Source organism: Acidobacteriota bacterium, assembly GCA_016712445.1.
Classification (GTDB): domain Bacteria; phylum Pseudomonadota; class Alphaproteobacteria; order Caulobacterales; family Hyphomonadaceae; genus Hyphomonas.
Genome location: JADJRB010000001.1, coordinates 1,576,623 through 1,601,806, shown reverse-complemented (window position 1 = coordinate 1,601,806; position 25,184 = coordinate 1,576,623). Strand labels below are relative to the sequence as shown.

Genomic DNA, 25,184 nt, shown 5'->3' with positions numbered 1-25,184 from the left:
CAGCGGGATCAGAGAAAGGACGAAATCTCGGCGCGCAGCTCGGGAATGCCCCAGCCTTTTTCCGAGGAGGTCTGCAGCACGACCGGGTGGGCGGCGCCGCGCTTTTTCAGGCGCGCGGCAACGCCGGCAGCTGTCTTCTCGACCTCGGCCTTTGGAACCTTGTCGACCTTGGTCAGGACGATCTGGTAGTTGACTGCCGCGCTGTCGAGCAGGTCCATGATCTCGTTGTCTGTTTCCATCAGGCCGCGGCGGGCATCGACGAGAAAGAACACGCGGCGCAGGCTCGGCCGGCCGCGCAGGTAAGACTTGATCAGTTTCTGCCAGGCCGCGACCTGCGTCTTCGACACCTGCGCATAACCGAAGCCCGGAAGGTCGACTAGGAAAAGGCGCCCGTCCCCGATGTCGAAATAGTTCAGCTCGCGGGTGCGTCCCGGCTCCGCGGACGAGCGGGCGAGCTTGGCGCGGCCGGTGAGCGCATTGATCAGGCTCGACTTGCCGACATTCGAACGGCCCGCGAAGCAGACCTCGAGGCGATCAGCCGGCGGCAGGCCTTTCAGGTCGACCACGCCCATCACGAAGTTGGCCGATCCTGAGAACAGGAGGCGGCCCGCTTCGATCTGGTCGTCGGAGAAGGACGGCGTGTCCACTTATTCCGCCGGTGCCTTGCGGCGCCCGAGCAGGCCGGCAACAAATTTTCCGACCTCGGTCTCGGCGCCGTTGAGGCGCATGATGGTGTACTGCTGGATGAACGTCAGCACGTTCGACCAGACCCAGTAGAGCACGAGACCGGCGGCAAATCCTCCGAACACGAACATGAACACCAGCGGCATCGCCATGATGATGCGGGCCTGCATCTTGTCGGGCGGCGGCGGCGACAGCGACTGCAGGGTCGCCATGGTGGCACCGTAGAGCAGCGGCAGGAGGCCGATGCCGATGATGATGCCGACGACCGGGATCGCCTTGATGTCGCTGGCGGCCCAGGGCAGCAGGCCGAACAGGTTGCCGATGGCGGTCGGGTCCGGCGCCGACAGGTCCTTCATGTACCAGAAGGGCTCATGGCGCATGTCGAGCGTCACGTAGAGCGTCTTGTAGAGCGCGTAGAAGATCGGGATGGTGACAAGGATGGGAAGGCAGCCGCCGATCGGGTTGGCGCCGGTCTCCTTGTAGAGCTTCATCATTTCCTGCTGGCGGCGCTGCGGGTCGGCGGCGAAGCGCTCGTTGATATCCTTCATCGGTTCCTGCAGCTTCTTCAGCTTGGCCATCGACTTGAAGCTGGCATTGTAGAGCGGAACGAGCGGCAGCTTCACCAGAACGGTGAAGGCAAGGATTGCCCAGCCGAATGAGCCTACATGGCCGTGCAGCCAGTGCAGGATGTAGAAGAAGGGTTTGGTGAGGAAGTAGGCCCAGCCCCAGTCGATCGCGTCGATCATCATCGGGATGCCGGCGGATTTTTCGTAGTCACGCAGCACTTCGAACTTTTTTGCGCCGGCGAACACGCGGTTCTCGATGGTCGTCGCCGCGCCGGGTGCGAGCGTGATGTCGGCGCCCTCGGTGCGCACTTCCAGCGGGCCGCCGCGCGACAGGCTTGAGCGGTTGACCGAGGCGGCGAAGGCGCTTGCCTGGTCGGGCACCAGTGCGCTCATCCAGTACATGTCGGACAGGCCCCACCAGCCGCCCTTTGTGGACGGAAAGATGCCGTCGGCGGCTTCGCCCTTGATCTTCTTGGACGCCATGAGCGGCTTGTACTTCTGCAGGCGGAGCGTCGCGTCCGTGACGCCCATCAGGCCCATGTGGGCAAGGCCGCTATTGCCGGCGGAGGCCGGATCGGTGGCCTTGACGAAGCTCTGCCAGTCGCCTTCCCGCTCGATCGACCCGATGGGGCGGAGCGTCTTGGCAGCGCCGGATGTGTTGGTGACAGTATCCCGGAAGGTGAAGAGGTAGTTGTCGTCGACCGAAACCTGCCGGTCGATGGTGACGCCGTCGGTCTCAAGGCGGAGTGTCACCGGCGAGGCGGCGCTGAGCGTGCCGTCGCCGACCTGCGTCCAGGGCGAGTTGCGCCCGGCGACCAGCGTGTTGCCATCCGCCCAGTAGAAAGTGGTGAAATAGCCGAACTCGGTTTCTTCGGGCCGGAAAAGGTGGATCTCTTCCTGCTTTTCGACGGTCACATAATAGTTCTTGAGGCGCAGGTCATCGATGCGCGCACCGGCGAGGCGCAGCGACCCGTCGAGCGCTGGCGCGTCGATCTTGACGCGTGGCGATGCGGCGAGCGCCTCGGGCAGGTCCTTGGGCTTGACGGCTTCGGCAGCGGCGGTGTCGACGGTGGCGGTCTGTTCCAGCGCCGCCTTGGCGGCCTGCTCGGCCTGGAATTTCTTCTGCGCCGGCTCCATCACGAACATCTGATAGAGAAAGACGAACGCAATCATTGCGGCCATGGCCAGCAGGAAGTTGCGTTGTTCTTCTTTTTCCATGGGGGAGATTCCGCAGATTTGTGGGACTTTGGCCCGGTTCAGGCAGGGCGTTTCAGACGCGCGCGAGGCTTATCAGCGCGCTTTCCATATCGTCAAGCAATCGGGACCAGCCAACATCCAGCGTCGCTTCGCGCGCGATGAAGACGTAGTCCCAACCGGGGCGCCCATAGCGGGCCAGAAGGCGCCGGGACGCCTCGCGCAGGCGCCGTTTTGCCCGGTTGCGCTGGACCGCGCCGCCGATCTTCTTCGTCGCGGTGAAGCCCTCGCCGACATGGAGCCCAGGATCGCCGCCGGCGCGGGCGCGGGCCTGCACCACGACGGACTTGCGCCGCTCGGTGATACCATCACGGGCAAACGTGAATTCGCGCCGCTTCTTGAGGCGGCGCGTTTCGGGAAGGTCTGTTTTTTCGGGGCCGGACATGATCGGCCTCCCGGTCGGCAGGCCCTGACCGGGCCCGGCTGGGAAGGATCAGGCCGAAAGGGTCTTGCGGCCCTTGGCGCGGCGGCGTGCCAGCACCTTGCGGCCGCTCTTGGTGGCCATGCGCTCACGGAAGCCATGGGTGCGCTTGCGGCGGAGGTTGCTCGGCTGGAAAGTGCGTTTCATGGAACTGCTCTGAGGCTTGGAACTTGGAAAACGGGGGCAATACAGGCGGGCGCGGACGCGGTCAAGCCGGAACAAGCGCAAAAAAGCGGTCGCAGGGCGAGGTTAATTCACCGTGTCGTGATATGCCCCGCCGCGTGAGACCGTCTATGCCGCTCGCATGACACGTTTCGACCTGATCAAGTTCGGCCGCCGTTCGGCGCTTGGCCTGCTTGCCCTTGCGGCCGCCCTTTCGCCGGCGGCGGCTTTCGCTGATATCTCGCCAGCGCCTGCTGCGGAGACGACAATGCCTGCCCAACACGCCGACTGGACACGGCTGCTCAAGCTCTACGTCAAGCCCGGAAGCGACGGGATCGCTTATTTCGACTATGCCGGCCTCGCCGCCTCGCAGGCCGACCGGGCGGCGCTGGACGCCTATATTGCCCGGTTTGCCGAGACAGACCTTTCTGCCCGCACCGACGCCAATTTCGCGGCCTGGGCCAACCTCTACAATGCCGTGACGGTGCGCCACATCGTCGAGCGCTATCCGGTCAAGTCGATCAAGGACGGCTACCTGACGGGTCCCTGGAAGGACGTGAAGGTCCGTGCCGGCGGCAGCGAAGTGTCGCTGGATGCCATCGAGCACAAGATCCTACGCAAGGTGTGGGGGACACCGGAAGTTCACTATTCGATCAATTGCGCCTCCTACAGCTGCCCGAACCTGCGCGTGAAGGCATGGGAAGCGGCAACGCTCAAGAAAGACCTTGCCGACGCGGCCCGCGCCTACATCAACCAGAAGCGCGGCGTGACGGTTACATCAAAAGGCCTTGTCCTGTCGTCAATCTATGACTGGTTCGAGGCTGATTTCGGTGGCTCGAAGGAAGCTGTGATCGACCACCTGCTGCAATATGCCGAACCGGACCTTGCCGAGAAGATCCGCGCCAAGCCGAAGATAGTTCGATACACCTATGACTGGTCGCTCAATGATGCGGCCAGACTCAAGAAACGCTGAAATCATGACCCAAAACCGAACTCCCCTTTGGCGCCGGCTATGGCCGGTCGCCCTCATCCTGGCGGCGCTTGCCGCAGCCTGGGCGAGCGGCGTGCACCGCTACCTGTCCCTGGAGACATTGCGAGATCAGCAGGCCGTTCTGAGTGGGTTCGTCGCCGAACACACTGTGCTGGCCTTTGCAATTTATGTCGCGGTTTATGCCGCCGCGACTGTGCTGATGTTGCCGGGCGCGTTGTGGATCACGATCGCGGGCGGGTTCCTTTTCGGACTCTGGGGCGGAACACCGGCGACGATCGCCGGCGCGACCCTCGGCGCGAGCACGTTGTTCCTTGCCGCCAAGTCATCGGTAGGCGCCGCGCTGCGCGAGCGGGCCGGACCGTTCGTGCAGAAACTGGAGAAGGGCTTCCAGGAGGATGCCGTCTCCTACATGTTTGCGTTGCGCTTCCTGCCGGTGGTCCCCTTCCCGGTGGCGAACATCGCACCGGCCATATTTGGCGCGAAGTTCCGGGACTATGTGATCACGACCGCGCTGGGGATCATTCCGGGCGTGCTGGCCTACACGTGGATCGGGGCGGGCCTCGGCGCGACGTTCGCAGCGGGCGAAGACCCCGACCTTGCAAGCGTCGCCGGAAACCTGATCCCCGCGTTCATCGCGCTCGGCGTCGTTTCGTTGCTGCCGGTGGCTTTCAAGAAGCTGTTTCCGAAAAAGGTACCCGCCGATGCCTGAGCTCCGCACACTGAAGGCTGACCTCTGCGTGATCGGCGCGGGCTCTGGCGGGCTATCGGCTGCCGCTGGCGCGGCCATGCTTGGCCTGAAAGTGGTCCTTTTTGAAAAGCACGAGATGGGCGGCGACTGCCTGAACTACGGCTGTGTGCCATCCAAGGCACTGCTATCGGCAGCGAAAGCCGCGCACGCGCCTGACGAAGCCGCCAGATACGGCGTGCAGATCGCCCCGGCGCGCGTGGACTGGGAAGGCGTGAAAGCGCATGTGCGCAAGACCATCGAGACAATCGCCCCGGTCGACAGCCAGGAACGGTTCGAAGGCCTCGGCTGCACCGTGATCCGCGAAGCCGCACGGTTTGCAGACCGCAACACGGTCGTGTCGGACTCTGTTCGCGTGAAGGCGCGCCGGATCATCGTCGCCAGCGGTAGCCGCGCCTTCGTACCGCCGATTCCCGGACTGGCGGATGTGCCCTACCTGATCAACGAAACGATCTTTTCGATGCCTGCGCTTCCTTCGCACCTCGTGGTGCTCGGCGGCGGTCCGATCGGCCTTGAGCTGGCACAGGCTTTCAGCCGCCTTGGCGCGAAGGTGACCGTGATCGAAATGGACCGCGCCCTGGCGCGGGCGGATGCGGCGCATGCCGCGCTGGCGGTGGACGCGCTGCGCAGCGAAGGCGTGACGATCCTCGAGCATCACAAGGCGGTGCGGGTATCGGGCGGCATAGGCGCAGTGGCGGTCCATGCGCTGGGACCGAAGGGCGAAACCTCCGTACAGGGATCTCACCTGTTGGTGGCACTGGGACGGCGCGCGGTGCTCGATGGTCTCGACCTCGACAAAGGCGGCGTCGACCACTCGCCAGGCGGCATCACAGTGGGGGACACCCTTCGCTCGAAGAGCAATCCGCGCGTATGGGCGCTGGGCGATGCGGCCGGGCGCGAACAGTTCACGCATGTGGCGGGCTGGCACGCCTCGGTCTTCATCCGGCGCGCCTTCTTCAAGCAGGCTAGCACGGCGGCAAGCCTGCCCGTCCCGGCGGTCACCTACACTTCACCCGAAATCGCCCAGATCGGCCTGACCGAAGCGGAGGCGCGCACAAAGTATGGCGACGGGGTCAAGACATCGGCCTTCCCCTTCCATGACAACGACCGGGCGATTGCGGAAGGCAAGACGGCCGGCGAGGCCAAGCTTGTGTTGCACAAGGGCAAGCTGATCGGCGCCTCGATCGCTGGCGACGGCGCCGGCGACATCCTGCAGCTTGTCTCGGTGGCGATGTCCAACGGATTGAAACTGACAGCGCTTACCAATTTCATCTCGCCCTACCCCACCCGGGCCGAAGTCGTGAAGCGGGCGGCCTCTGCCTATTTCACCCCCAGCGTGTTCGGAAAGCCGGCCCGTACGCTGGTTGGCATCCTGCAACGAATTCCCTGAAGGCGAACGCGGGAACCCGTTCCTTTTCCGGCAGATTTCGCTTAAGCGTCAGCCGGTGATGACGCCGCCACCTGCTTCCAAACCGATGTCGGCGCCAGGCCTGCGGCGTTTCGCCGAAGGCCTGTCCGGACGCCTCTTTGCCTTGACGCTGGGCGCCATACTTTTCACCGAATTCCTGATCTTCATTCCTTCGGTCAGCGGACTGCGAACGCAGTGGCTGGAAGAACGTGTCGCCGCGGCCCGTATTGCGGCGCTGGCATTGGATGCCGCGCCGATGCGCGAAGTGTCGACCGAACTTTCGCAGAGCCTCCTGACGAAAGCCGAGGTGCTCGCGGTCGCGGAGATCGAAGACGACATGCACATCCAGCTGCTGGCCCCGGCGGTCGACATCACAGGACCAGCCCGCACGATCGATTTGCGGGCAACGACGATGATGGGCCGCTCGGCGGCGGCGCTGTCAGAGTATTTCGCACCGGCAAACCAGATCCTGATCGTCATGGCCGAAGGCTCCGGCGAGGGGCGCGTGCTGGAGGTCGTGCTGCCGCAGGCGCCGCTCAAGGCCGCCATGGTCGCTTTCGCCTGGCGCGTTGCCGGTCTGTCGCTGCTGATCGCGCTGGTGGCTGCGGTCCTCATCTATGCCGTACTGGACGTGCTGGTCGTGCGACCGATGAAGCGGGTGACAGTCAGTGTGGAGCAGTTCAGCCAGGATCCGGGCAGCTGGACGCAGCGGCTTTCCCCAACCACGCGGCGCGACGAAATCGGCCGCGCGCAGAATGCGCTGTCCGGCATGGAGGAAGCGGTCGCAGACGCCTTCCGGCAACGCGCCCATCTGGCCGAGCTTGGCAGCGCGGTCGCCAAGATAAACCACGACCTTCGAAACTCTCTCGCCTCGGCGCAGCTGGTGTCAGACGTGCTGGCGAAATCCGAAGACCCCCGCGTGATCCGCGCCGCACCGCGTCTTGAGCGGGCGCTGGAGCGGGCCATTGAACTCGCCACAGCGACCCTGGACTATGGCAAGGCCGCGCCGCGCCCGCCGCGCATGCAGACCGTCAGCCTGCGTACGATCCTTCGGGAAGCGGCTGATGAAGCGCTGAACGGCAGCGGGACCACGATGGAAACAGACATCCCGCTAGACTTCGCATTTTCCAGCGATCCCGATCACTTGCACCGCATAGCGTCGAACCTGATGCGCAACGCCGCCGAAGCGATGAGACAGGCGAACACGCCAGCAGCGCGGATCCAGGTCGAACTTGTCGACGGCGGCCTGGTGTTCAGGGACAACGGGCCCGGCCTGCCAGAGCGTGCGCGCGAGAACCTGTTCAAACCCTTTGCCGGCTCCACCCGCACCAACGGGACGGGATTGGGGCTGGTGATCGCCCGGGAACTCGCCGAGGCACTGGGCGGCCGCCTTGAGCTGGTCGCGACCGGCGAGACCGGAACATCGTTCCGCCTGACCCTGCCGGGACTGGCGCCTTGAACGTGTATTCACCGCCCAAGGCCGCGCTCGCGATCGTGCATGCCGATGACTCGCTGGTGGTGATTGACAAGCCAGCGGGCCTTTTGTCCGTACCCGGACGGGGAGAAGACAAGGCAGATTGCGCGGTATCACGCGTGCAGGCGGAATTTTCCGATGCGCTGACGGTGCACCGGCTCGACATGGCGACAAGCGGCTTGTTGCTGTTTGCGCGCGGCAAGGACATGCAGCGCGCCTTGTCAGGACTTTTCGAGCGGGGTGAAATGTCCAAGCGATACATCGCTGATGTCTGGGGCGCGCCCGAGCCGGCTGCCGGCGAGATCAACTTGCCCCTGATCACGGACTGGCCCCGTCGGCCGCTCCAGAAGGTGGACACGGACATCGGCAAGCCGAGCCGGACGCGTTACGAAACGCTCGAGAGATGGCACGGCGCTTCGCGGCTTGCCCTGACGCCGCTGACGGGGCGCTCGCACCAGCTGCGTGTGCATCTGGCCGCAACCGGGCATCCGATCCTCGGGGATGAATTCTACGCGGAGGGCGACGCGCGCGCTGCCCGGCCGCGCCTTGCCCTGCATGCCGAGCGGCTGGCGTTTTGCCATCCCGCCACCGGAGCGCCCATCACGCTGGAAGCGGCTTGCCCCTTCTGATCCAGGTTGACGCGGGCCGCCCAGACATATATTGAAAAACGATAAATCGCTTGAAGGGGTTTCCGCCATGCATGCCGAGCTGGTTCGCGTCACGCTGCACGAGGTCGACATCAAGGTCGTCGCAGGTCAGCGCATGCACGTGTTGCAATGGCGCCGCAACCTCTTGTGGGACGAAGTGCTGCTTGACGGCAAACGTCAGGCATCGAGCCACGGCTTGTGGGGGCGCGAGAAGGTCTACGGGCTGGTGTTCGGGCGCGACGACGAGGGACGCGGCGGTCACCAGGTGATGCTGGTCCTTGATCCCGCACAATCCATGGAATGGTCCAACGGCGCGCAGCGCATTCGGGGCGTCCGTCTTGAAGGCGTCGACGGACCGCTCGTTTCCTTCGGAACGCTGGACGCCAAGGCTTTGCTCAAGCCCAATACGTTTTCGGACTGGATGAAGAAATCTATGGGCCTCGAATGGGGCCAGGAAAACGAACGCCGGCCAAACTGACGGACGGGTCAGTTCGCCGCCGCGATCTCGAGCAACAGCGCATCGATCAGCGGCACGACGGCATCCGCGCCGACGGGCCGGTCGTTTGCCATGACCGAAAAGACCAGTGTCTCACCGCTCGCGGCAACGAGGAAACCTGACAGCGCATTCACGCCTTGTACCGTGCCGGTTTTCGCGAAGATGCGCCCATCGAGCGCGGTACCTCTGAAGCGGCGTGCGAGCGATCCGGATTGGCCGCCAACCGGCAGAGCCTTGCGAAAACTGTCACCCCAGGGCTGGACCGCTGTCCAGCTGAGGAAGCGGACCGTCGAAAGCGGCGTGATCCGGTTGTAGGGCGACAGGCCAGAGCCGTCGAAAATCTCCACGCCGCTGCTGTCTATGCCTGCCTGCACTAGCATAGCGTTGACGGCATCGATCCCATCGTCAGCGCCCTGCCCGCCGGTTGCACGCGCAACATGGCGCAGCAGCAGCTCTGCCGAAAGGTTGTCGCTGTCTTCGAGGACATCGACGACACTGTCGAGAAGAGGCGGCGGGGAAAGGCGCGCCAATTCCTGCGTTGGTTCAGGGTCGCTCCGTGTGCGGACTTTGGCGGCGCCGACCACCTCGACGCCGCGCGCCGAGAGGAGGCGTACAAGCCGCTCCGCCGCCGCCAGTGGCGCGTCCGGTACGCTGAGGAAGTAGTTGCGCGGCGAGGTGCCCGCCGGCAGCGTGCCGGTCAGGTGAACCTCATCGCTGCCCGGCCAGCGCAGGACGCTCAGCTCCAGTTCACTGCCCGGGGCGCTGGTGACCGCCTCGTTGCGCACCCGGAGCAGGTCTTCCCCGGCCAGCCAGGCCGCGTCCACGGAATCCCCTTCAGTCGCGCCTGGCGCGATGCGGAGGGCCGCCGCATTGCCATTCACCGTCAGCGCCGAGACAGGCGCGCCGAAATAGAATGGCAGGTTGTTCCAGCTCCATCCCATCCCGAAGGGCTCGAACGGAAACGCAGTATCGTCGCCATACACATCTGCGACGCGCGTGATCCCCGCGGCGACCACTGCATCCGCGAGTTCGCGCAGGCAGTTGATCACGCACGTGTCATCATCGCGCACGGTCGCATCCCCTTCGCCCTTCAGCACCAGAGAGGGCGGCGCTGCGGCGTCGCCCGGCACCAGCAGCAGGCGGGTTGCCAGGGCGGGGTCGGGCTGGTCGACCCCTTCGATGTAATGGAAAGCGGCAGCAGCCGTGAAAATCTTGGTATTCGAAGCCGGGATGAACCGGTCACCGGCATGATCGGCGAAGACCGGCTTGCCATCGAGCGCGGCCACATAGACGCCGAGGCGTACCCCGGAAATTTCGGGCGCAGTGACCGCGGGCGGCGCAGGCGTGGCAGCGCAGGCCGCACTGGCAAGCAAGGCGCCCGCCATCAACAGACGAGCAAGAGGGCGACGGGGCAAGGCGGCGAGCATGTTCATCACCCGAATCCGGTAACACACCCCTCGCCGGAACGGGAGCGCCCAAGACGGCTCACCGGGTTACAGTTTCTGCAGTCTCAGAGATGGACCTGCCGGATCCATTCACGCTCAGCGCCGGTGACTTCCGGATGCAGGAAATCAATCAATAGAATGACGCGCAGGCCGTCCGTGTCGTTAACCGCCCGGTGTTCGTATGACGAATCGAACACAGTGAATTCATTCTCGCGCCAGAGCCTGCGCTCGCCCGCCACTTCGATGAACCCGCCTGGCGGCACACGCAGTCCGAGATGGGCTGTGAGGTAGATATTGCCCACATCACGGTGAGGGGTGATCACGCCGCCCGGCTCGAGAATCGAGAACATGGCATCCCGGAACACCGGATAGCCGGGTACCGACTTCAGCAACTTTGCGGTGACCGGACAGGCCGCAAGGTTGTCCTCATACGGCTCATGGCGGGCCACCAGCTTGAAGGCTTTCCACATGTCGCCTTCGAGGCCCGGATAGTTGTAGATGCTGATCTTCCCGGCGTGCAGTTTCAGCACCGCCTCTGCCTCAGCACGGATTGCGTCGGCATTCTGCTCGAAAGCTCGCATCCATTCGAAACTTGCCGGCTCGTGAAAGGGGCGTGAGGTCAGACCAGCGAGGTTGAAGCCCTGTGGCCCGGGGCGGACATTGGTCGATGCGCGCCCCATCTCGTTGGCGAACGATACCCTGACACGCTCCAGGCCGTTCGTGTCCGGACTTTTCTCCGCCAGCACCCGCTCGATCTCGGCGGCGCCTCGCCTCATGGCGATGTATCGCCGGATGCCGTTCAGGGAGAGAATAGCCAGCGCACCAAGCGGAGCGGCGTAGGCAAGAGCTTCCACTGAAGCTAGCCAGAACGTGTTGAAAGTCGCGACGCGCTCGATTGCGAACGCAAGCACGAAGAGCGCCAATCCAGCCCAGAGCGCCGGGAACACGATGCGTTGCATGCGCATTTTGGCATTGATGCTCCAGAGCAGCTCAATCGGCTCTGACATGACTTTCAGGTTGGCAAAGACGAGCAACAGCAAACCGAGCGGCAGTGCCAGCAAGACGATCGCGGAATCCATCAAATCCGTGTGAAGCCCGGACAATGTCATGTGGAGCGACAAGGTGGCGGCCGCAGCCAGGACCACAAGCTGCATGACCATGACGATCAGGATGCGCCGGCATCCGGGCAATCCAACCATCGCATCCATTTTCGACCCTATTTCCAATACTATTGGAAACTTTCCGAACAGAGTGTTCTACTTCGAGAACGAAGCATATCCGCATTGGTCGTCTTGCGCCACCAGATTCCCCCCGGGATCAGAGGCGCTTCTTTGTGCGTCCTTCATGAGCGCGCGCCGACGCAGGATCGTCCGGCCAGTCATGCTTTGGGTACCGGCCGCGCATGTCCTTCGCCATGTCCTTGTAGCCAGCGCTCCAGAAACGCACGAGATCCTGCGTCGTGGCCGCCGGCTTCATGCCGGGTGAAAGCAATTCCACGGTGACGGGCACGCGGCCTGACGCAATCTTCGGATGTTCAGACAGCCCGTAGAACGCCTGCGCGCGGGCCGAAACGAGCGGAGCGCGCGGATCAATCCAGTCGACGCGGGCTACCTGCCCGGATGGCAGTTCCAGCGAAAGCGGCGCGTGCTGGCGCAGGGCTTCCTGCACTGGCCAGTCGAATGACTGGATCAGTGCATCGCGCACCTCGCTGGCATTGGGCACCACGGCTCCCCTGCGGCGCAGGAGCGGCAGCAACCAATCGTCTGCCTTGTCGACGAGGCGTTGTGGTAAGGGCGGTTCATCCTGCAAAAGGGACGCGGCAAACAGGATTCGCAGGCGGGCCAACGTTTCTTCGATTGTCTCCGACGCGCCGATTGCGCCAAAACCGCTTTGACGGACGGCTTCAAGCATGGCGGCAGCGGCTGCCTCCGCCGAAGGTTTCGGCAAGGGCGCTTCGGACAGCGTGATCGCGCCGAGTGACTTCACGCGCCGGGCCGTGAATTTCCCGGTTGCCGGATCGAAGGCCGCCCGGTCTTCCGATACGACAGGCTGGCTCTTCAGCGCTTCGGCTTCAGGCAGAGGTACCGCAAGCGCAATGCGGGGTTCCCTTGCCGCGCCTCCGACATCGACGACGACCAGCCACTCAGATCGCGCGAGACCATCTGTAGCCGGAAGACTGACCGCCCGGCCGGACGTCATGAGGAAAGCCGTGTCAGAGCCCGGACGCCGGCGAGCCACCTGATCTGGCCAGCCATTTGCGAGCAGCGTGGCGAGGTCGCCCCCTGGCTTTGCGCCGCCACCCCAGCCGGCCGCCTGGGCCTTCAGGCTGCGCGCACGGGCACTGCCATCCGCGCGAAACCGCTGCAGCCGGTCACGAAGGTCGACCGACTCCCCGCCCATGCCGCGTTCTCCAACCAGCGCGGCTACTTCCGCAGCCAGCGCCTTTTCGCTGGGCGTCGGCGCCGAGGCAATCAATGCGGCAAGGCGCGGCGCCATCGGCAGCCGCGACATTTCTTTTCCCTTGGCCGTCAGGACGCCGTCCTCCGCGAGCGCGCCGAGCGCCCGAAGCTGGGACACCGCCGCTCGGAACTTTCCCGGTGGCGGCGGATCGAGCCATGTTAGCCTGGCCGGATCACGTGCGCCCCACTCCGCGAGCGACATGACCAGGCCTGACAGGTCGCTCGACTGGATCTCCGGTATGGGCGCGGCGACAAGGCCGCGCGTCGCGGCTTCGTCCCACAGGCGGTAACAGACACCCGGCGCCGTACGCCCTGCCCTGCCCCGCCGCTGGTCCACCGAGGCCCGGGACGCGCGCACGGTCGACAGACGAGTGCCAAGCCCCCCGGACTCATCTTCCGCGACGCGCGCCAGACCGGAATCGATCACGATACGGACGCCTTCGATCGTCAGCGCGCTTTCGGCCAGGTCGGTAGCAAGCACGACCTTTCTTTTGCCGGGCGGTGACGGCGACACGGCCGCATCCTGTTCAGCCGGCGAAAGCGCGCCAAAAAGCGGCGCAACAATCACATCCGGTCCGAGGTCCGTCAGCGCCTCGGCGGTACGATGTATTTCGCGGGCGCCGGGCAGAAAAGCCAGTACTGATCCTTCCTGCTCGCGCAGAGCCTGCCTGACAGCCTTCGGCATCCGGTCCTCGATGCGATCATCCGAGCGGCCGACGTATCGCGTTTCGACGTCATATTGCCTCCCGGCGCTTTCGATGACCGGCGCGCCAATGGCGCCGGCAACGGCGGCCGTGTCGAGCGTCGCCGACATGATCAGCAGGCGGAGGTCTTCGCGCAGCGCGCCTTGCGCTTCGAGGGCGAGCGCAAGTCCAAGGTCGGAGTTCAGCCTCCGCTCGTGAAATTCGTCGAACAGCACGGCGCCCACGCCATCGAGCCCCGGATCATTGAGGATGCGGCGCGTGAACAAGCCGTCCGTGATCACTTCAATCCGGGTTGACCCCGAGACCTTGCGGTCCACACGGGTTGTGAGGCCGATGGTCTGGCCAAGCTTCTCGCCCAACGTCGCAGCCATGCGTTCGGCCGCCATGCGGGCAGCGATGCGCCTGGGCTCGAGCATGAGGATACGGCCCGTCACGACCGGTTCCTCGTCGAGGAGTCCGGCAAGTGCCAACGGTACGCGGGTCGTCTTGCCCGCGCCCGGGGGCGCCGCGAGCACGAGCCGGTTGCCCGCGGCGAACGCTTTCAGGATCGCCGGCAGGACATCATCGATCGGCAGGGGCGCGCGCGGTGCAGACATCGCCCACGGGATAAGGCCACGCCGCGCCACATGGCAAGACGCGCGCGGCGGAGGTTGCCTTCCGGGTCACCGCCCCCTACCGTCCCGGCCGGGCTGAATGAGGATGCGGCGTATGAAGGCTTGGTTTGCGATCGATCTGTGGAAGCGGGTGATGCTCGGGCTGGTTCTCGGCGCAATCACGGGCCTCGTGTTGCGCCAGGTCCTTGGCAACGACGAAGCGGCGGCCAATGTCACAGCCTGGGCAAAGCCGATCGGCGACGCCTTTATCAGCCTCATCAAGATGCTGGTCGTGCCGCTGATTTTCACGACGCTTGTGTCGGGCGTTCTGGCGATGGGCGACCCCAAGAAGCTGGGCAGCCTCGGCGGCCGGGCGTTGGCGATGTACATGGGCACCACTGTGATCGCGATCTGCTTCGGGCTGCTGATGGGCACGATCGTCCAGCCGGGCGCCGGGTTCGACACGAGCATGGCGACGCCCGCCGACCTCGAAGCCACGCGGGAGAAGCTCGCCGCGAACCCGCCCGCAGGATCGGTCGGCGAACAGCTGATGCGGACGCTCTTGTCGATCATTCCGGACAACCCGGTTTCGGCACTCGCCCGCGCCGATGTGCTGCAGATCATCTTTTTCGCGATCCTACTCGGCGTCGGCATCCTGATGTCAGGCGACGCGGGCAAGCCTCTGCACAAGCTGTTCGACAGCGCCGCTGAAGCGATGATGAAACTCACGTTGATCGTCATGGAGACCGCGCCGATCGGCGTCTTCGCGCTGATGGCCTGGGTGCTCGGCCAGTACGGATTCTCGGTACTGACCGTGCTCGGCAAAATGACGCTGGCGCACTATGCGGCCTGCACGCTGCATATGCTGATCACCTACGGCCTGATCGTGCGAGGGGTCGTGCGGCTGCCGCTCCTGCCCTTCTATCGCGGCGTGGTTGATGCGCAGGCGCTGGCCTTCTCGACTTCTTCGTCGAACGCGACGCTGCCGATGACCATTTCCTGCGCCACCAAGAACCTCGGCATCGGCAAGCCCGTCGCCTCGTCTGTGCTGCCGCTTGGCGCCACCATCAACATGGACGGCACCGCGCTCTATCAGGGCCTGATCGCTTTGTTCGCGGTGCAGGCGCTCGGCATTCCGGTGACCTTCTCGACCTATCTGACGATCATCCTGATGGCGACGCTGGTGTCGATTGGCACCGCGGGCGTGCCGTCCGTAAGCCTACTTCTGGCCACCACCACACTGGGCATCGTCGGCGCCACACCGGACCAGACCGTGCTGATCATCGCGCTGCTGTTCCCGTTCGACCGCATCCTCGACATGATGCGCACAGTGACCAACATCACCGGCGACCTTGCCGTGGCGACGGCGGTTGCGAAATGGGAAGGCGAGCTCGACGAGGATGTCTACAGGGCAAGCGATCCGGTGTAAAACCCTAGAGCGTCGCGGCTTCCTGCGTATGGGCTGCGGCCTGCACCGCCGCCGACACCTGTGCCGGTAGCCAGCAGGTCACTTCAAGGCCGCCGCCGTCCACCGGCTTCATGCCGACGGTACCGCCATGCAGGTGAATGAAGTGCTTGACGAGCGCCAGGCCAAGGCCTGCACCGCGCTGGTCACCGGACACGAAGCTGTCGAAACTGGTCGCGCGCTTGTCAGCTTCCAGGCCAACGCCGTTATCCCGTACGCTGAGCATCACCATGTCGCCGGCGCGCTGCGCGGACACCACGACTTCGCCACCCGCTTCGGTGAAGCGCAGTGAGTTGGATACGAGATTGAACAGAACCTGCTTGATGCGGCGCGCGTCGCCCCGGATGGTTCCGAGCTTGCCGATGATCTCGGAGCGGACCGTGACTTCCGTGTCTTCGGCCTTCGACACGACCATCTCGATTCCCTCGGCGACGAGATCTTCAAGATTGACGGTATCGAGATCGAGATCCATCCGGCCAGCTTCAATCAAGGCCAGATCGAGGATGTTCTCGATCAGCTTGTTGAGATGGTCGGACGCGGACAGGATCGCCCGCACGTGATCGGCCTGGCGCTCGGTCAGGGCGCCGTTGCGCTGGGTCTCCAGCAATTCGGCGTAACCGAAGATGGTCGTCAGCGGGGAGCGCAGCTGGTAGCTGACATTGCGCACGAATTCAGTCTTCAGCCGGTCGGCGGCCTCGAAAGCTTCAGCCCGGTCGCGCAGCGCCGACTCCACACGCCGGGTCGCGGTTACGTCGGCAAAGGCGGTCAGCGTATTGCCGTCCGGAAGCGGGTTGGTGATGTAGGTCAGCAGCGAGCCATCCGACCGGCGCATCTCGCCGGTGGTCGCCTGGCGCGCCGCGGCTGACGGATCGGTGATGTGGACCTTGATCGCGTCCCAGATTTCCGCGTCATGGAACATCGGCACGCAGGCCTTGATCACGTCATCATAGTCGGGCGAATCCTTCAGCATCTCCGCCGGGAGGTCCCACACACGCTCAAAAGCGCGGTTGTGCAGCTTCAGGCGCCCGTCGCTGCCAAACACGGCCACGGCTTCGTGCAGGTTGTCGAGCGTCGAGCGCTGGGTCTTGATCAGGGCATTGAAGCGCGTCTGCAAGTCCAGCTGGATCGTGATGTCCTTGAACAGCAGCAGCAAGCCGCCCATCGGGTGACGCTGGCGCGTCACGGACAGGGTGCGCCCGTCGGGCAAGGACCACTTGTCTTCCTTCACGCCGTCCAGATCGAGATAGTAGGAAATTTCCTCGGCGCGCCATTCGGCATAGTTCGGCCGGCCGGGCAGCTTGCGGCGCTCGCGCAGGCGGTCCAGCAGCTGGCCATGGTTCGGCCGGTCGAGAAGGAATGCCTCTTCCAGGTCCCACATGTCGCGGAAAGCCTTGTTGTAGAAGGTCAGCTTGCGATCCGAACTAAAGATCGCGACCGCGTCGGCGACATGGTTCAGCGTTTCGTCGTGCGCGCGCACGTGCCGGTTCAGCTCTTCGCGCGCGTTCTCCTGCATCGTGACGTCAAACGCCATCGCCCCTGCCCCGCCCGAAAGCGGGAAGGTCAGCACACGCATCGACCGGCGATCACCCTTGATCACGATATGACGCGTCTCGTCGTGCTCCTGGCCGTCCGAAATGGTCTTGCGGGCCTGCTCGGCCACGGCCTGGTCAAGCATCGTCTGCTCTTCGAGCAGCCGGTCGAGGCTCGAGGAATCCACGGCGGCGAGATAGGCGGGGTTGGCCCATTGGAGGCGGCCCATGCCGGAAACCCGCCAAGCGGGGAACGGCGCCTTGCGCAGCATGTCGAGGAAGGCGGTCGGGTCGCGCGCGATGACTTGCCGGGCTTCCTCGAATTTTCCGCGGGCGGAGCTTTCTTCGAGGCCCTTGATGGTCGAGTCGGTTACCCAGACGACCGCGCGCGCGCCGGCGGTCCGGCCGTCCGCTTCCAGGAAGCGGCCGGATGGTCCGATGATGGTCAGCGAAAATGGATGGCCCTGCTCGCGCAGTTCGCGCAGGCGGATTCGCAGCGTCGTGTCCTGCCCGGCAGAATCGCGCGCTTCCAGATCGGCGATGCCTTCCACGATCCGGACCGTGGGGTTTTCCGAAATGGCCGCATCGGTGAAACTGAGCAGTCCAGCCAACGCCACCGACGATCCGAATACGTCCGGCGGCGTGATCTCGTCGCCTTCGACCTCCAATGCATCGCCCTGCCAGACAAGGATGACACCTGGGTGCGCGCCGAGAACCGATTTCAGCGCCGCATTTTCCGTTTCGCGCTCTCCAGCTAGGTCGCGGTAGCGCTTGGCGGCGCCGCGGGCGCCGTCCGATACGCGCAAGGCCCAAAGCAGCGCTCCGAGCGCCAGCATTGCGGTGCCGACGGCCATGATGATGGGCACTTGATCTGCGTTCATCGCCGGAGTCGCCTTTCCAAGCCCGGTTTCGCGCGCCTGAAAGGCACGACTCGGACAAGTTTATACTGGTTAACGATTGGCCCCGCGAGCGTTAAGGCGGGGTTAATTCAGACCCTGCGAGGCTGCTTCCAGAGGCGCTGGGGCGCTGTAACCGCCTGTTGCAAAAACAGCACACCCGCCTAGGGTAACCATCGCCAAGCCTGAGGAGTCACCGATCCATGCGCCGCAAAATCCTGCCCCTGCTGCTGGCATCTGCCCTGCTGACGTGCCTTCCTGTATTCGCACAGGCTGAAGTTGACGGAGACGACCTGGTCCGCCTGCCCGGCCAGGGACTGGTCAAGCCGGACGCGATCCAGTCACACCGCGATATTGGCCGACTGGTGCCCGGGGGCGGCCTGTTTGCGAGCTTCGATGCGGATGGCGATGGCCGGATTTCCTCAGCTGAGCTGGCAGAAGGCACCCGCGCCGCATTCGTGCTGGCCGATGCCAATGGCGACGGCCAGCTCGTTGCGCTGGAACAGCAGGACTGGGCTGCAAACCTGCCAACCCGCGACGATACGTTGACCAATCCGGTCAGGTTTGATCCCAACCTCGACCGGGTGGTCACCTTCGAAGAATTCGAGGCGGTGATCAGCCAGCTCGCCGAGAACTACCAGGACGACAACGGCGTGATCGAGATTGCAAAACTCTCGGCGCCCGACCCGAAGCCTGAGCGCGGCGAACGGCGCCCGCCCAGCGGCGGCGCGCCTGACCGCATCGGCGCACAGGGCAACTGATCGCGCGCGCGCTTGACAGCCCCCTCCAGTCAGGCGACCCGCTGGTCGCCATGACCTCCGCTTCCCTTCCGCCGGTCCGCGGCAAACTGATCGAAGGCGCCGAACTCGCGCCCTACACCTGGTTCCGCGTTGGCGGACCGGCAGATGCTTTGTTCCTGCCGGAGGATGAGGCAGACCTCTCAAGCTTTCTCGCAGCGCTCGATCCGTCCCTGCCGGTCACGGCTTTGGGGGTCGGGTCGAACCTGATCGTGCGCGACGGCGGGATCGCGGGCGTCGTGATCCGTCTGATGGGACGGACCTGGGGCGAAGTCGTGAAGACCGGCGATCTTGAGCTGACGGCTGGCGCGGGCGCGCTCGATCTCGCGGTCGCCAAGACCGCCGCCAGACATGGGATGACGGGGCTCGAGTTCCTGTCCGGCATTCCCGGCTCGCTGGGCGGCGCGACCCGTACGAACGCCGGCTGTTATGGGCGCGAGTTGAAAGACGTGTTGGTCCGCCTGGAAGGCATCGACCGCCGCGGCGCGCGGGTCACCTATGGCGACGGTCACACGCCTTTGCACTTCAGCTATCGCCACAGCAGCTTGCCGGAAGACTTTATCGTCACGCGGCTCGTGCTCCGTGCGGCCGGAACTGCCGAGCCCGCGGAGATTTCAGCCGCTATCGAAGCCCTGCAGGCCAAGCGGGCCGAAACCCAGCCGATCCGGGAGAAGACTTCCGGCTCAACGTTCGCCAATCCGGACCCTCCCGGCACGCCGGACCAGCGCTCAGCCTGGAAGCTGATCGACGCTGCCGGCTGCCGCGGCCTGAAGGTGGGCGGCGCGCAGGTCTCCCCGATGCACTGCAACTTTCTGATCAATACGGGCGACGCCACGGCCGCCGATCTTGAAGCGCTCGGCGAGTTGGTGCGGGCACGCGTGCTTGACGCATCCGGCGTCAGCCTGCGCTGGGAAGTCCGCCGCATCGGACGGACGCAGAAGGCCTAGAACTTTCCCTTCAGCTCGAAGGTAATGATCGGGCCGAACCCGCGCGCATAGTCTTCCGATCGCACGAGCGTGCCGCTGCGATCGGGCGCGTAGACCTGGCGCCAGTAGACATCGCGCTGGTTGAACAGGTTGCCGAAAGCGGCCCGCGCGGTCATGCCGGCCACATCCTTGTGTTCGACATAGGCGAACGAGAACACCGGCATGTTGGCGCGGTAAGCAACCTCCGTGAATTGGTATGCAGGCTCCTGCTTGAACCCTTCGATGATCAATCCCCACGCCCAGTCCGTATCCGGAATATCGTGACGCAGTTCGGTCGTGTAGTCATAGATGAGGTGGCCGTTGATGGACCGGCGCTCACCGGTGACCGGGTCATCGACCTCCGTGTCGTAGTAACGCCCGTTGAATGTGAGCTCTGCACCCTTGAAACCAAGCTTGCCGAGCTTCAGCGTGGAGTCGGTCTCGATCGCGACGGCCATGCCGCTGTCGATGTTTCCCGGCCCGGCCCCTGTGCCAATCGGAATCTGGTCAATCACATCCTCAAGGTCGACATAGATCAACCGGACGGTTGAGGCGCCCCAGTCTTTGAAATCCTTCTGTGCCTCCAGCGTGTAGCGCCATGACTGATTCGGGACGATCTCGGGATTCCCGTCGACGCCGTTTTCCTGTTCGAGGTTCACGGACGAGATGAAATCGAAGAAGTTCAATTGCCCAACGCGCCGCTCGACCTTACCCACCAGCTTCAGCGTGTCACTCTGTTGCCAGGAAAGGCTTGCCTGACCTTTGGGCCGGGTGAACGTGCGCTTGTTCTCGGCATCACCTGTCTGGGAAAGCTCGGAATACTCCGCGCCCGCAGATGCCTGCAAGCTGAGCTTCGGCGTAAGTTGGCGGCCATGCGTGAAGATCACTTCGCCGCGGCGTTCCTCGACGCGCGAGTTCGCGAGGCCCAGCGGAATTTCGACTAGGGGCAAGCCGCCGGAGGCCTCAAACAGCGCGGCTTCGGATTCGAGGAAGTTGAAAGCGCCTTCGGCCGAAACCTGCCAGTCGACCCCCTCGCCTGTCGATAGCGCATACTCGCTGCGCAGGATGTACTCACCTTCATCAACAGTCTGTTCGAACAGCTGCTCAAACTGACCGGACCCATCAAGGTTTCCTACCACAAACCGATCCGTAAACGGACTATGCTCATGCCGGGCAAGACTGATAAGTTTCAAACGGCCCGGACCGGCATCGAATTCAAGGTCACCGCCGAGCTCGCCATTCCATTCGTCCTCGGACGACACAAAGAAACGGCGGCCTTCTTCTCCGCCAACCGGGAAGGTCTTGGATATCTGCTTCTGGTCGGCTTGGAAAACCTGGCCTTTGGCGTTGAGATTCGCGATCACACCGCTCGGCGGTTTCCACGAGACCGAGCCCGACAGCGTGACGTTATCCTCAACCGATGTGAAGTCCTCGTCTCGCCGCTCGATCAGGGTACCCGATCCGTCCCAGATGTTGCGCCAGCCGGCATCCGCGCCCCTTCCCGGCTGACCGCTGGCCTCCAGCGACCAGCTGAGCGAATCCTTGGCGCCAGAAAGGCTTAGATTGAACTCGTCGAATGACGGGGGAAGGTTCTCGCGAATTCGCGTCTTCCAGCGCCAGCTGCCGTCCAGCGTGCTCTCGCCGTCGGTGACGACATTGACGACCTTGCCGGACAGGCCCGGAATATCCAGCTGGTTGCCATCCAGCACTTCAAGGCGAACAATGCGGGCCACCGCGATCCGGCCTAGCGCCGATTCTGCGCCGTTGGATTTGGCGGAGACACGCTGTCCGTCGATGAGCACGTTTCCGCGCGCCTGGCCAAAGCCCCGGTTGCCGCTGTCATCTGACTGGATGGCAAACCCTGGCACCCGGCGCACCATGTCGAGGGCCGTCACCGGCGCGTACTGGGCAAAATCGGCAGGCATATAAACGGTACGATTCATGTCGATTGCCAGCTCGGCAGCCTTGACCTGCGCGCGCGCGCCGGTTTGGCCGGTCATCGCCATCGCCACGGCTGTAGACAGCAGGAACTTGGAAATCGGCATGAAAATTCTCCCCGGGGGCACGCAACTCGGATGAGGAAAGCCCCGAGGTATTTGCCGTTTTTCGTTATCGATTTCATGCTTATCAATAATGACTATATGTGTAGTCAACCCCTCTTGAGAATGGCTCACATGATTTTTCTGTAATCCGGAGATTTCGCGCCGGACAGGTGCCGCGCTCTTCCCTTTAAGCTGCTGTTCACCGCAGCGGCCCATCACGGGTGTGACGTGCGGCTGGCGCGATCGAGGGAGAATTCATGAAGCGGGTAGCGGTAATCTATGGCGGCTGGTCGTCCGAGCGCCCGGTGTCCTTGTCCTCCGGCCGGCAGATGGCCGAAGCCGCCCGGACTGCCGGATACGACGTCACCGAGATTGACGCGACGCGCGAACTTGCACGCCAGCTGACAGACGCCCGGCCCGACGCGGTTTTGAACGGCTTACATGGCCCCTGGGGAGAAGACGGCTCGGTCCAGGGCCTGCTGGAAATCATGGGCCTGCCCTATTCCCACTCCGGCGTGCTGGCGTCGGCTTTGGCGATGGACAAGCTGAAGTCAAAGGCCGTCTACCGCCAGGCCGGCCTCGATGTCGCCGCCGACAAGCGGGTCACGCGGGCCGAAGCGGCAGCAGCGCATGCCTTGAAACCACCCTATGTGATCAAGCCGGTCAACGAAGGGTCCAGTTTCGGCGTGCTGATCGTGCGCGAAGGCACCAACAGTCCGCCGCAGGAACTCACCGGCGAAGGCTGGCGCTACGGCGACTACCTGATGGCCGAAGAATACATTCCGGGCCGCGAACTCACCGTTGCTGTGCTTGGCGACCGCGCCCTCGCCGTGACCGAGATCACGACCTTAAGGGACTATTACGATTTCGATGCAAAATACGCGGCTGGTGGATCGCAGCATGTGATCCCCGCGAATTTGCCGGCGCACGTGACCCAGGCAGCGATGGACGCATCGCTGAAGGCGCACCTCGCCCTTGGCTGCCGCGGGGCGACGCGCTCGGACTTCCGATACGATGAAAAGAAGGACCGGCTCGTGATCCTCGAAACCAACACCCAGCCCGGCATGACGCCGACCTCGCTCGTACCCGAGCAGGCCGCCCATGTGGGCATGAGTTTCGTGGAACTCGTCGCCTGGATGATCGAGGACGCCTCATGCCAAAGATAGAGCGAAACCAGACTGTCCCTTCGGGCCGCCGCCGCCCGGCCACTTTGATCGATGAAACAACGGGCGAAGAAGTCCGCGTATCTTCGGTGATCTTCGGCGTCGTGATGCTGGTCGCCATCCTGGTCGCAACGGCCGCCTGGATGGGTGGGTCGATGTCGCAGATCGGCCAGCGCTTTGGCGGTTTCATGGATGACGGCGCGCGCCTGGTCGGTATCGATGTGAAGGACGTCTCGGTGCTTGGGCTCGCCGACAATCCGGCGCTTGCCGAAGAAGTGCGGGCCGCGGCAATGATCGAACCCGGCGAGAACATGTTCCGCGCCGATCCGCACCTGATCAAGAGCCGTGTTGAAGGCACCCACAAGGTCCTGAACGTGCGTGTGCATCGTCTCTGGCCAGGCCAGATCGTGATCTTTGCCGATGCGGCCGACCCGGTTGCGCTCTGGCATGACGGCCGCCAGTGGCAGGTGGTAGATGGCCTCGGGCGTATCCTGCCGGGCGCACGCCCCGAAGACCATCCGGGCCTGCTGCGTCTCGCCGGGCAAGGCGCACCGGAAGCCGCTCCGCAGCTCACCGCCGCACTCGCAGCGGCACCCGACATCAATGGCCGCGTGGCTGTCGCGACCCGCATTGGCGACCGCCGTTGGGACATGCGCTTCATCAACGGCATGACCGTTCGCCTGCCCGAAGACACCGCCCTGGAGCCCGCGATTGCGCGGCTCGCCAAATTGCAGGTGCGCACCGCGCTCACCCAGCGCCCGATCCAGACGATAGACCTACGCAGCAGCGGCGGCCGCGTCTACCTTCGCCTTGCCGACGCCCCGGCACCGGCCGCCTCCCCTTCTGAAAGCCGCGAGGCTGCCGAGAGAACCTGATGTCCGAACTCTCCGCCAAGCGCCTTGCCCGCCTCAACGGCCGCCCGAGCGGCGCCGTGGCCGCGCTGGATATCGGATGTTCGAAGACCACATGCCTGATCGCCCGTCCGGATACGGACAATCCGAGACGCATGGCAATCCTCGGCGGCGGCCGCCAGCAGACGCGCGGCTTCTCGGGCGGCAACATTACCGACATGGAGGGCCTCGAGCGCTCGATCCGGCTCGCGGTTGAAGACGCCGAGCGTGAAGCAGGCGAGCCGATCACCGAAGTCATTCTCGGCATCACCGGCCCCAAACTGACCTCGCGCCTCGTCTCAGCGACCATCGACATCGGTGAGCGGGCGATAACCGCCAAGGACGTTCGCCGCCTGCACGGACAGGTACTGGCCCGCGCCGCACAATCGCAATCCAGCCGTCAGGACGAAATCCTCTCCGCATGGCCGGTGGTCTACACGATCGACCGCGCGGCCGGGCGCGTGCGCCAGCCTGTCGGCATGATCGCCGGCTCGCTCAGCGTGAAGATGTCGATCGTCTCGGCGCCGCGCGCGATCGTCAAGAACCTGGTGGAATGCGTCGGCCGTGCGCATCTCGGTGTGCGCCAGCTCGTGCCATCGGCAATCGCCAGCGGCGCCGGAACGCTTATCGAGGATGAGATCGAAAACGGCGCCGTCTGCATCGATCTCGGCTCGGGCGTCACCGCCGTCTCGGTCTACCTGCATGGCTCTCCGGCCTGGCTCGGCCTCGTTCCCGCGGGCGGCACCCACGTCACCGCCGACATCGCCCAGGGCATCGGCACGACCTTTGCGGCTGCTGAACGGCTGAAGAACGTCTACGGCACGGCAGACCTCGACGGCCCCGGGCTGGCCGAGCGAATCGAAGCGCCGCGTCTTGGCGATGACGGACGCCTGCATGCCTCGCGCATCGAGCGCGCCGAAATTGCCCGCATCATTGCCCCCCGCATCGAGGAAATCTTCGAGCTGACGCAGGCTGCCCTGGCCCGCAGCGACGTCAAATCGGTGCTTCCGCAACGCGTCGTGCTGACGGGCGGCGCCAGCCAGCTCCCCGGCGTGCGCGAAGTTGCGGCCCGCGTGCTCGGCGCACCCATCCGCCTCGGCCGGCCGGTGCTTGCCGAAACTTTAGGCGAGCAGCTGGCAACACCAGCTTTTTCAACGGCTTCCGGCCTGCTACTGTACCCGGAATTGGGGTTCACAGACGCCGCGCGGGCTGGCGTGTCGTCATTGGAAGCAGAAGCCGGAGGTGGTCGCGGCTGGATGAACACGGTGCTGTACTGGCTGAAGGAAAATTTCTGACGCCGCCTGCAGTCACTTAAGCGTTTTTTAGCCGCAGCAGGCCATTCTTGCGGCTCAGCCAGCCCCCGGCCGACGCAGACGTAGATTGAGGCG

21 protein-coding genes are annotated in these 25,184 nt (G+C 64.4%); 12 read left to right on the top strand and 9 right to left on the bottom strand.

The features are described 5' to 3' along the window. Positions 1-8 precede the first annotated feature (8 nt). The 4 genes from IPK75_08165 to rpmH are packed head-to-tail and all read right to left on the bottom strand — an operon-like array spanning position 9 to position 3,072. Positions 9-647, bottom strand: a complete 639-nt coding sequence (locus IPK75_08165; GenBank protein ID MBK8198331.1) for a YihA family ribosome biogenesis GTP-binding protein — start codon at positions 645-647, stop codon at positions 9-11. Further along, positions 648-2,468 (bottom strand): membrane protein insertase YidC, encoded by a 1,821-nt coding sequence (gene yidC / locus IPK75_08160; GenBank protein MBK8198330.1) that lies wholly within the window; start codon positions 2,466-2,468, stop codon positions 648-650. A gap of 52 nt (positions 2,469-2,520) precedes the next feature. After that, complete coding sequence (rnpA, locus tag IPK75_08155) at positions 2,521-2,889, bottom strand: ribonuclease P protein component (GenBank protein MBK8198329.1); 369 nt, start codon at positions 2,887-2,889, stop codon at positions 2,521-2,523. A 48-nt stretch (positions 2,890-2,937) separates the two neighbouring features. Next, entirely contained in the window at positions 2,938-3,072 is a 135-nt protein-coding gene (gene rpmH / locus IPK75_08150) for a 50S ribosomal protein L34 (GenBank protein ID MBK8198328.1), read from the bottom strand. 157 nt (positions 3,073-3,229) lie between these two features. On the opposite strand from rpmH, the gene IPK75_08145 reads away from it, so the two are divergent. From IPK75_08145 to IPK75_08120, 6 genes are all read left to right on the top strand, one after another. After that, positions 3,230-4,060: a DUF547 domain-containing protein gene (locus IPK75_08145; protein ID MBK8198327.1), complete on the top strand. Its 831-nt coding sequence runs from the start codon at positions 3,230-3,232 to the stop codon at positions 4,058-4,060. A gap of 4 nt (positions 4,061-4,064) precedes the next feature. Next, positions 4,065-4,787, top strand: coding sequence for a TVP38/TMEM64 family protein (locus IPK75_08140; GenBank protein MBK8198326.1), 723 nt, complete (start codon positions 4,065-4,067; stop codon positions 4,785-4,787). Beyond that, on the top strand, positions 4,780-6,213 hold the full coding sequence (locus IPK75_08135; protein ID MBK8198325.1) for an FAD-dependent oxidoreductase: 1,434 nt from the start codon (positions 4,780-4,782) through the stop codon (positions 6,211-6,213). The genes IPK75_08140 and IPK75_08135 overlap by 8 nt, the downstream gene beginning before the upstream one ends. 58 nt (positions 6,214-6,271) lie before the next feature. Next, positions 6,272-7,690: a HAMP domain-containing histidine kinase gene (locus IPK75_08130; GenBank protein ID MBK8198324.1), complete on the top strand. Its 1,419-nt coding sequence runs from the start codon at positions 6,272-6,274 to the stop codon at positions 7,688-7,690. Continuing rightward, the gene (locus tag IPK75_08125; protein MBK8198323.1) at positions 7,687-8,334 is read left to right on the top strand and encodes an RNA pseudouridine synthase; all 648 of its coding nucleotides are present in this window, start codon (positions 7,687-7,689) and stop codon (positions 8,332-8,334) included. The genes IPK75_08130 and IPK75_08125 overlap by 4 nt, the downstream gene beginning before the upstream one ends. Before the next feature lie 67 nt (positions 8,335-8,401). Continuing rightward, on the top strand, positions 8,402-8,830 hold the full coding sequence (locus IPK75_08120) for a hypothetical protein (GenBank protein MBK8198322.1): 429 nt from the start codon (positions 8,402-8,404) through the stop codon (positions 8,828-8,830). A gap of 8 nt (positions 8,831-8,838) precedes the next feature. Here IPK75_08120 and dacB read toward each other — a convergent pair whose 3' ends face one another. From dacB to hrpB, 3 genes are all read right to left on the bottom strand, one after another. Beyond that, positions 8,839-10,233 carry a D-alanyl-D-alanine carboxypeptidase/D-alanyl-D-alanine-endopeptidase gene (gene dacB / locus IPK75_08115; GenBank protein ID MBK8198321.1) on the bottom strand — a complete coding sequence of 465 codons (1,395 nt, stop codon included), beginning with the start codon at positions 10,231-10,233 and terminating at the stop codon, positions 8,839-8,841. A gap of 125 nt (positions 10,234-10,358) precedes the next feature. Then, positions 10,359-11,501, bottom strand: a complete 1,143-nt coding sequence (locus tag IPK75_08110) for an aspartyl/asparaginyl beta-hydroxylase domain-containing protein (GenBank protein MBK8198320.1) — start codon at positions 11,499-11,501, stop codon at positions 10,359-10,361. A 109-nt stretch (positions 11,502-11,610) separates the two neighbouring features. Next, complete coding sequence (hrpB, locus tag IPK75_08105; GenBank protein ID MBK8198319.1) at positions 11,611-14,052, bottom strand: ATP-dependent helicase HrpB; 2,442 nt, start codon at positions 14,050-14,052, stop codon at positions 11,611-11,613. A 112-nt stretch (positions 14,053-14,164) separates the two neighbouring features. On the opposite strand from hrpB, the gene IPK75_08100 reads away from it, so the two are divergent. Continuing rightward, positions 14,165-15,478, top strand: a complete 1,314-nt coding sequence (locus IPK75_08100; protein MBK8198318.1) for a dicarboxylate/amino acid:cation symporter — start codon at positions 14,165-14,167, stop codon at positions 15,476-15,478. A 4-nt stretch (positions 15,479-15,482) separates the two neighbouring features. On the opposite strand, the gene IPK75_08095 is transcribed toward IPK75_08100, so the two are convergent. Then, entirely contained in the window at positions 15,483-17,924 is a 2,442-nt protein-coding gene (locus IPK75_08095; GenBank protein MBK8198317.1) for a PAS-domain containing protein, read from the bottom strand. A gap of 218 nt (positions 17,925-18,142) precedes the next feature. Here IPK75_08095 and IPK75_08090 point away from each other — a divergent pair, with 218 nt between their 5' ends. Together IPK75_08090 and murB are read left to right on the top strand one after the other, a co-directional pair. Then, positions 18,143-18,700, top strand: a complete 558-nt coding sequence (locus tag IPK75_08090) for a hypothetical protein (protein MBK8198316.1) — start codon at positions 18,143-18,145, stop codon at positions 18,698-18,700. Positions 18,701-18,750: 50 nt separating this feature from the next. Next, positions 18,751-19,683, top strand: coding sequence for a UDP-N-acetylmuramate dehydrogenase (murB, locus tag IPK75_08085; protein ID MBK8198315.1), 933 nt, complete (start codon positions 18,751-18,753; stop codon positions 19,681-19,683). Here the strand turns inward: murB and IPK75_08080 are convergent. Next, the gene (locus tag IPK75_08080) at positions 19,680-21,959 is read right to left on the bottom strand and encodes a TonB-dependent receptor plug domain-containing protein (protein MBK8198314.1); all 2,280 of its coding nucleotides are present in this window, start codon (positions 21,957-21,959) and stop codon (positions 19,680-19,682) included. The two genes, murB and IPK75_08080, sit on opposite strands and share 4 nt — an antisense overlap. 41 nt (positions 21,960-22,000) lie before the next feature. Between IPK75_08080 and IPK75_08075 the strand changes: the two genes are divergently transcribed. Genes IPK75_08075 through ftsA form a run of 3 tightly spaced genes read left to right on the top strand, consistent with a single transcriptional unit; the run spans position 22,001 to position 25,091 of the window. Beyond that, positions 22,001-22,909: a D-alanine--D-alanine ligase gene (locus tag IPK75_08075; protein ID MBK8198313.1), complete on the top strand. Its 909-nt coding sequence runs from the start codon at positions 22,001-22,003 to the stop codon at positions 22,907-22,909. A gap of 44 nt (positions 22,910-22,953) precedes the next feature. Further along, positions 22,954-23,781, top strand: a complete 828-nt coding sequence (locus IPK75_08070; GenBank protein ID MBK8198312.1) for a cell division protein FtsQ/DivIB — start codon at positions 22,954-22,956, stop codon at positions 23,779-23,781. Continuing rightward, a complete protein-coding gene (gene ftsA, locus IPK75_08065; protein MBK8198311.1) occupies positions 23,781-25,091 on the top strand; it encodes a cell division protein FtsA in 1,311 nt (436 codons plus the stop codon). The genes IPK75_08070 and ftsA overlap by 1 nt, the downstream gene beginning before the upstream one ends. Positions 25,092-25,184 lie beyond the last annotated feature (93 nt).

Bases quoted from the DNA above. Each gene is read 5' to 3' on its own strand.
- yidC (MBK8198330.1), bottom strand. From the start codon at position 2,468: ATGGAAAAAGAAGAACAACGCAACTTCCTGCTGGCCATGGCCGCAATG.
- rnpA (MBK8198329.1), bottom strand. From the start codon at position 2,889: ATGTCCGGCCCCGAAAAAACAGACCTTCCCGAAACGCGCCGCCTCAAG.
- rpmH (MBK8198328.1), bottom strand. From the start codon at position 3,072: ATGAAACGCACTTTCCAGCCGAGCAACCTCCGCCGCAAGCGCACCCAT.
- IPK75_08145 (MBK8198327.1), top strand. From the start codon at position 3,230: ATGACACGTTTCGACCTGATCAAGTTCGGCCGCCGTTCGGCGCTTGGC.
- IPK75_08140 (MBK8198326.1), top strand. From the start codon at position 4,065: ATGACCCAAAACCGAACTCCCCTTTGGCGCCGGCTATGGCCGGTCGCC.
- IPK75_08135 (MBK8198325.1), top strand. From the start codon at position 4,780: ATGCCTGAGCTCCGCACACTGAAGGCTGACCTCTGCGTGATCGGCGCG.
- IPK75_08130 (MBK8198324.1), top strand. From the start codon at position 6,272: ATGACGCCGCCACCTGCTTCCAAACCGATGTCGGCGCCAGGCCTGCGG.
- IPK75_08120 (MBK8198322.1), top strand. From the start codon at position 8,402: ATGCATGCCGAGCTGGTTCGCGTCACGCTGCACGAGGTCGACATCAAG.
- dacB (MBK8198321.1), bottom strand. From the start codon at position 10,233: ATGGCGGGCGCCTTGCTTGCCAGTGCGGCCTGCGCTGCCACGCCTGCG.
- IPK75_08110 (MBK8198320.1), bottom strand. From the start codon at position 11,501: ATGGATGCGATGGTTGGATTGCCCGGATGCCGGCGCATCCTGATCGTC.
- hrpB (MBK8198319.1), bottom strand. From the start codon at position 14,052: ATGTCTGCACCGCGCGCGCCCCTGCCGATCGATGATGTCCTGCCGGCG.
- IPK75_08100 (MBK8198318.1), top strand. From the start codon at position 14,165: ATGAAGGCTTGGTTTGCGATCGATCTGTGGAAGCGGGTGATGCTCGGG.
- IPK75_08095 (MBK8198317.1), bottom strand. From the start codon at position 17,924: ATGAACGCAGATCAAGTGCCCATCATCATGGCCGTCGGCACCGCAATG.
- IPK75_08090 (MBK8198316.1), top strand. From the start codon at position 18,143: ATGCGCCGCAAAATCCTGCCCCTGCTGCTGGCATCTGCCCTGCTGACG.
- murB (MBK8198315.1), top strand. From the start codon at position 18,751: ATGACCTCCGCTTCCCTTCCGCCGGTCCGCGGCAAACTGATCGAAGGC.
- IPK75_08080 (MBK8198314.1), bottom strand. From the start codon at position 21,959: ATGGGCCGCTGCGGTGAACAGCAGCTTAAAGGGAAGAGCGCGGCACCT.
- IPK75_08075 (MBK8198313.1), top strand. From the start codon at position 22,001: ATGAAGCGGGTAGCGGTAATCTATGGCGGCTGGTCGTCCGAGCGCCCG.
- ftsA (MBK8198311.1), top strand. From the start codon at position 23,781: ATGTCCGAACTCTCCGCCAAGCGCCTTGCCCGCCTCAACGGCCGCCCG.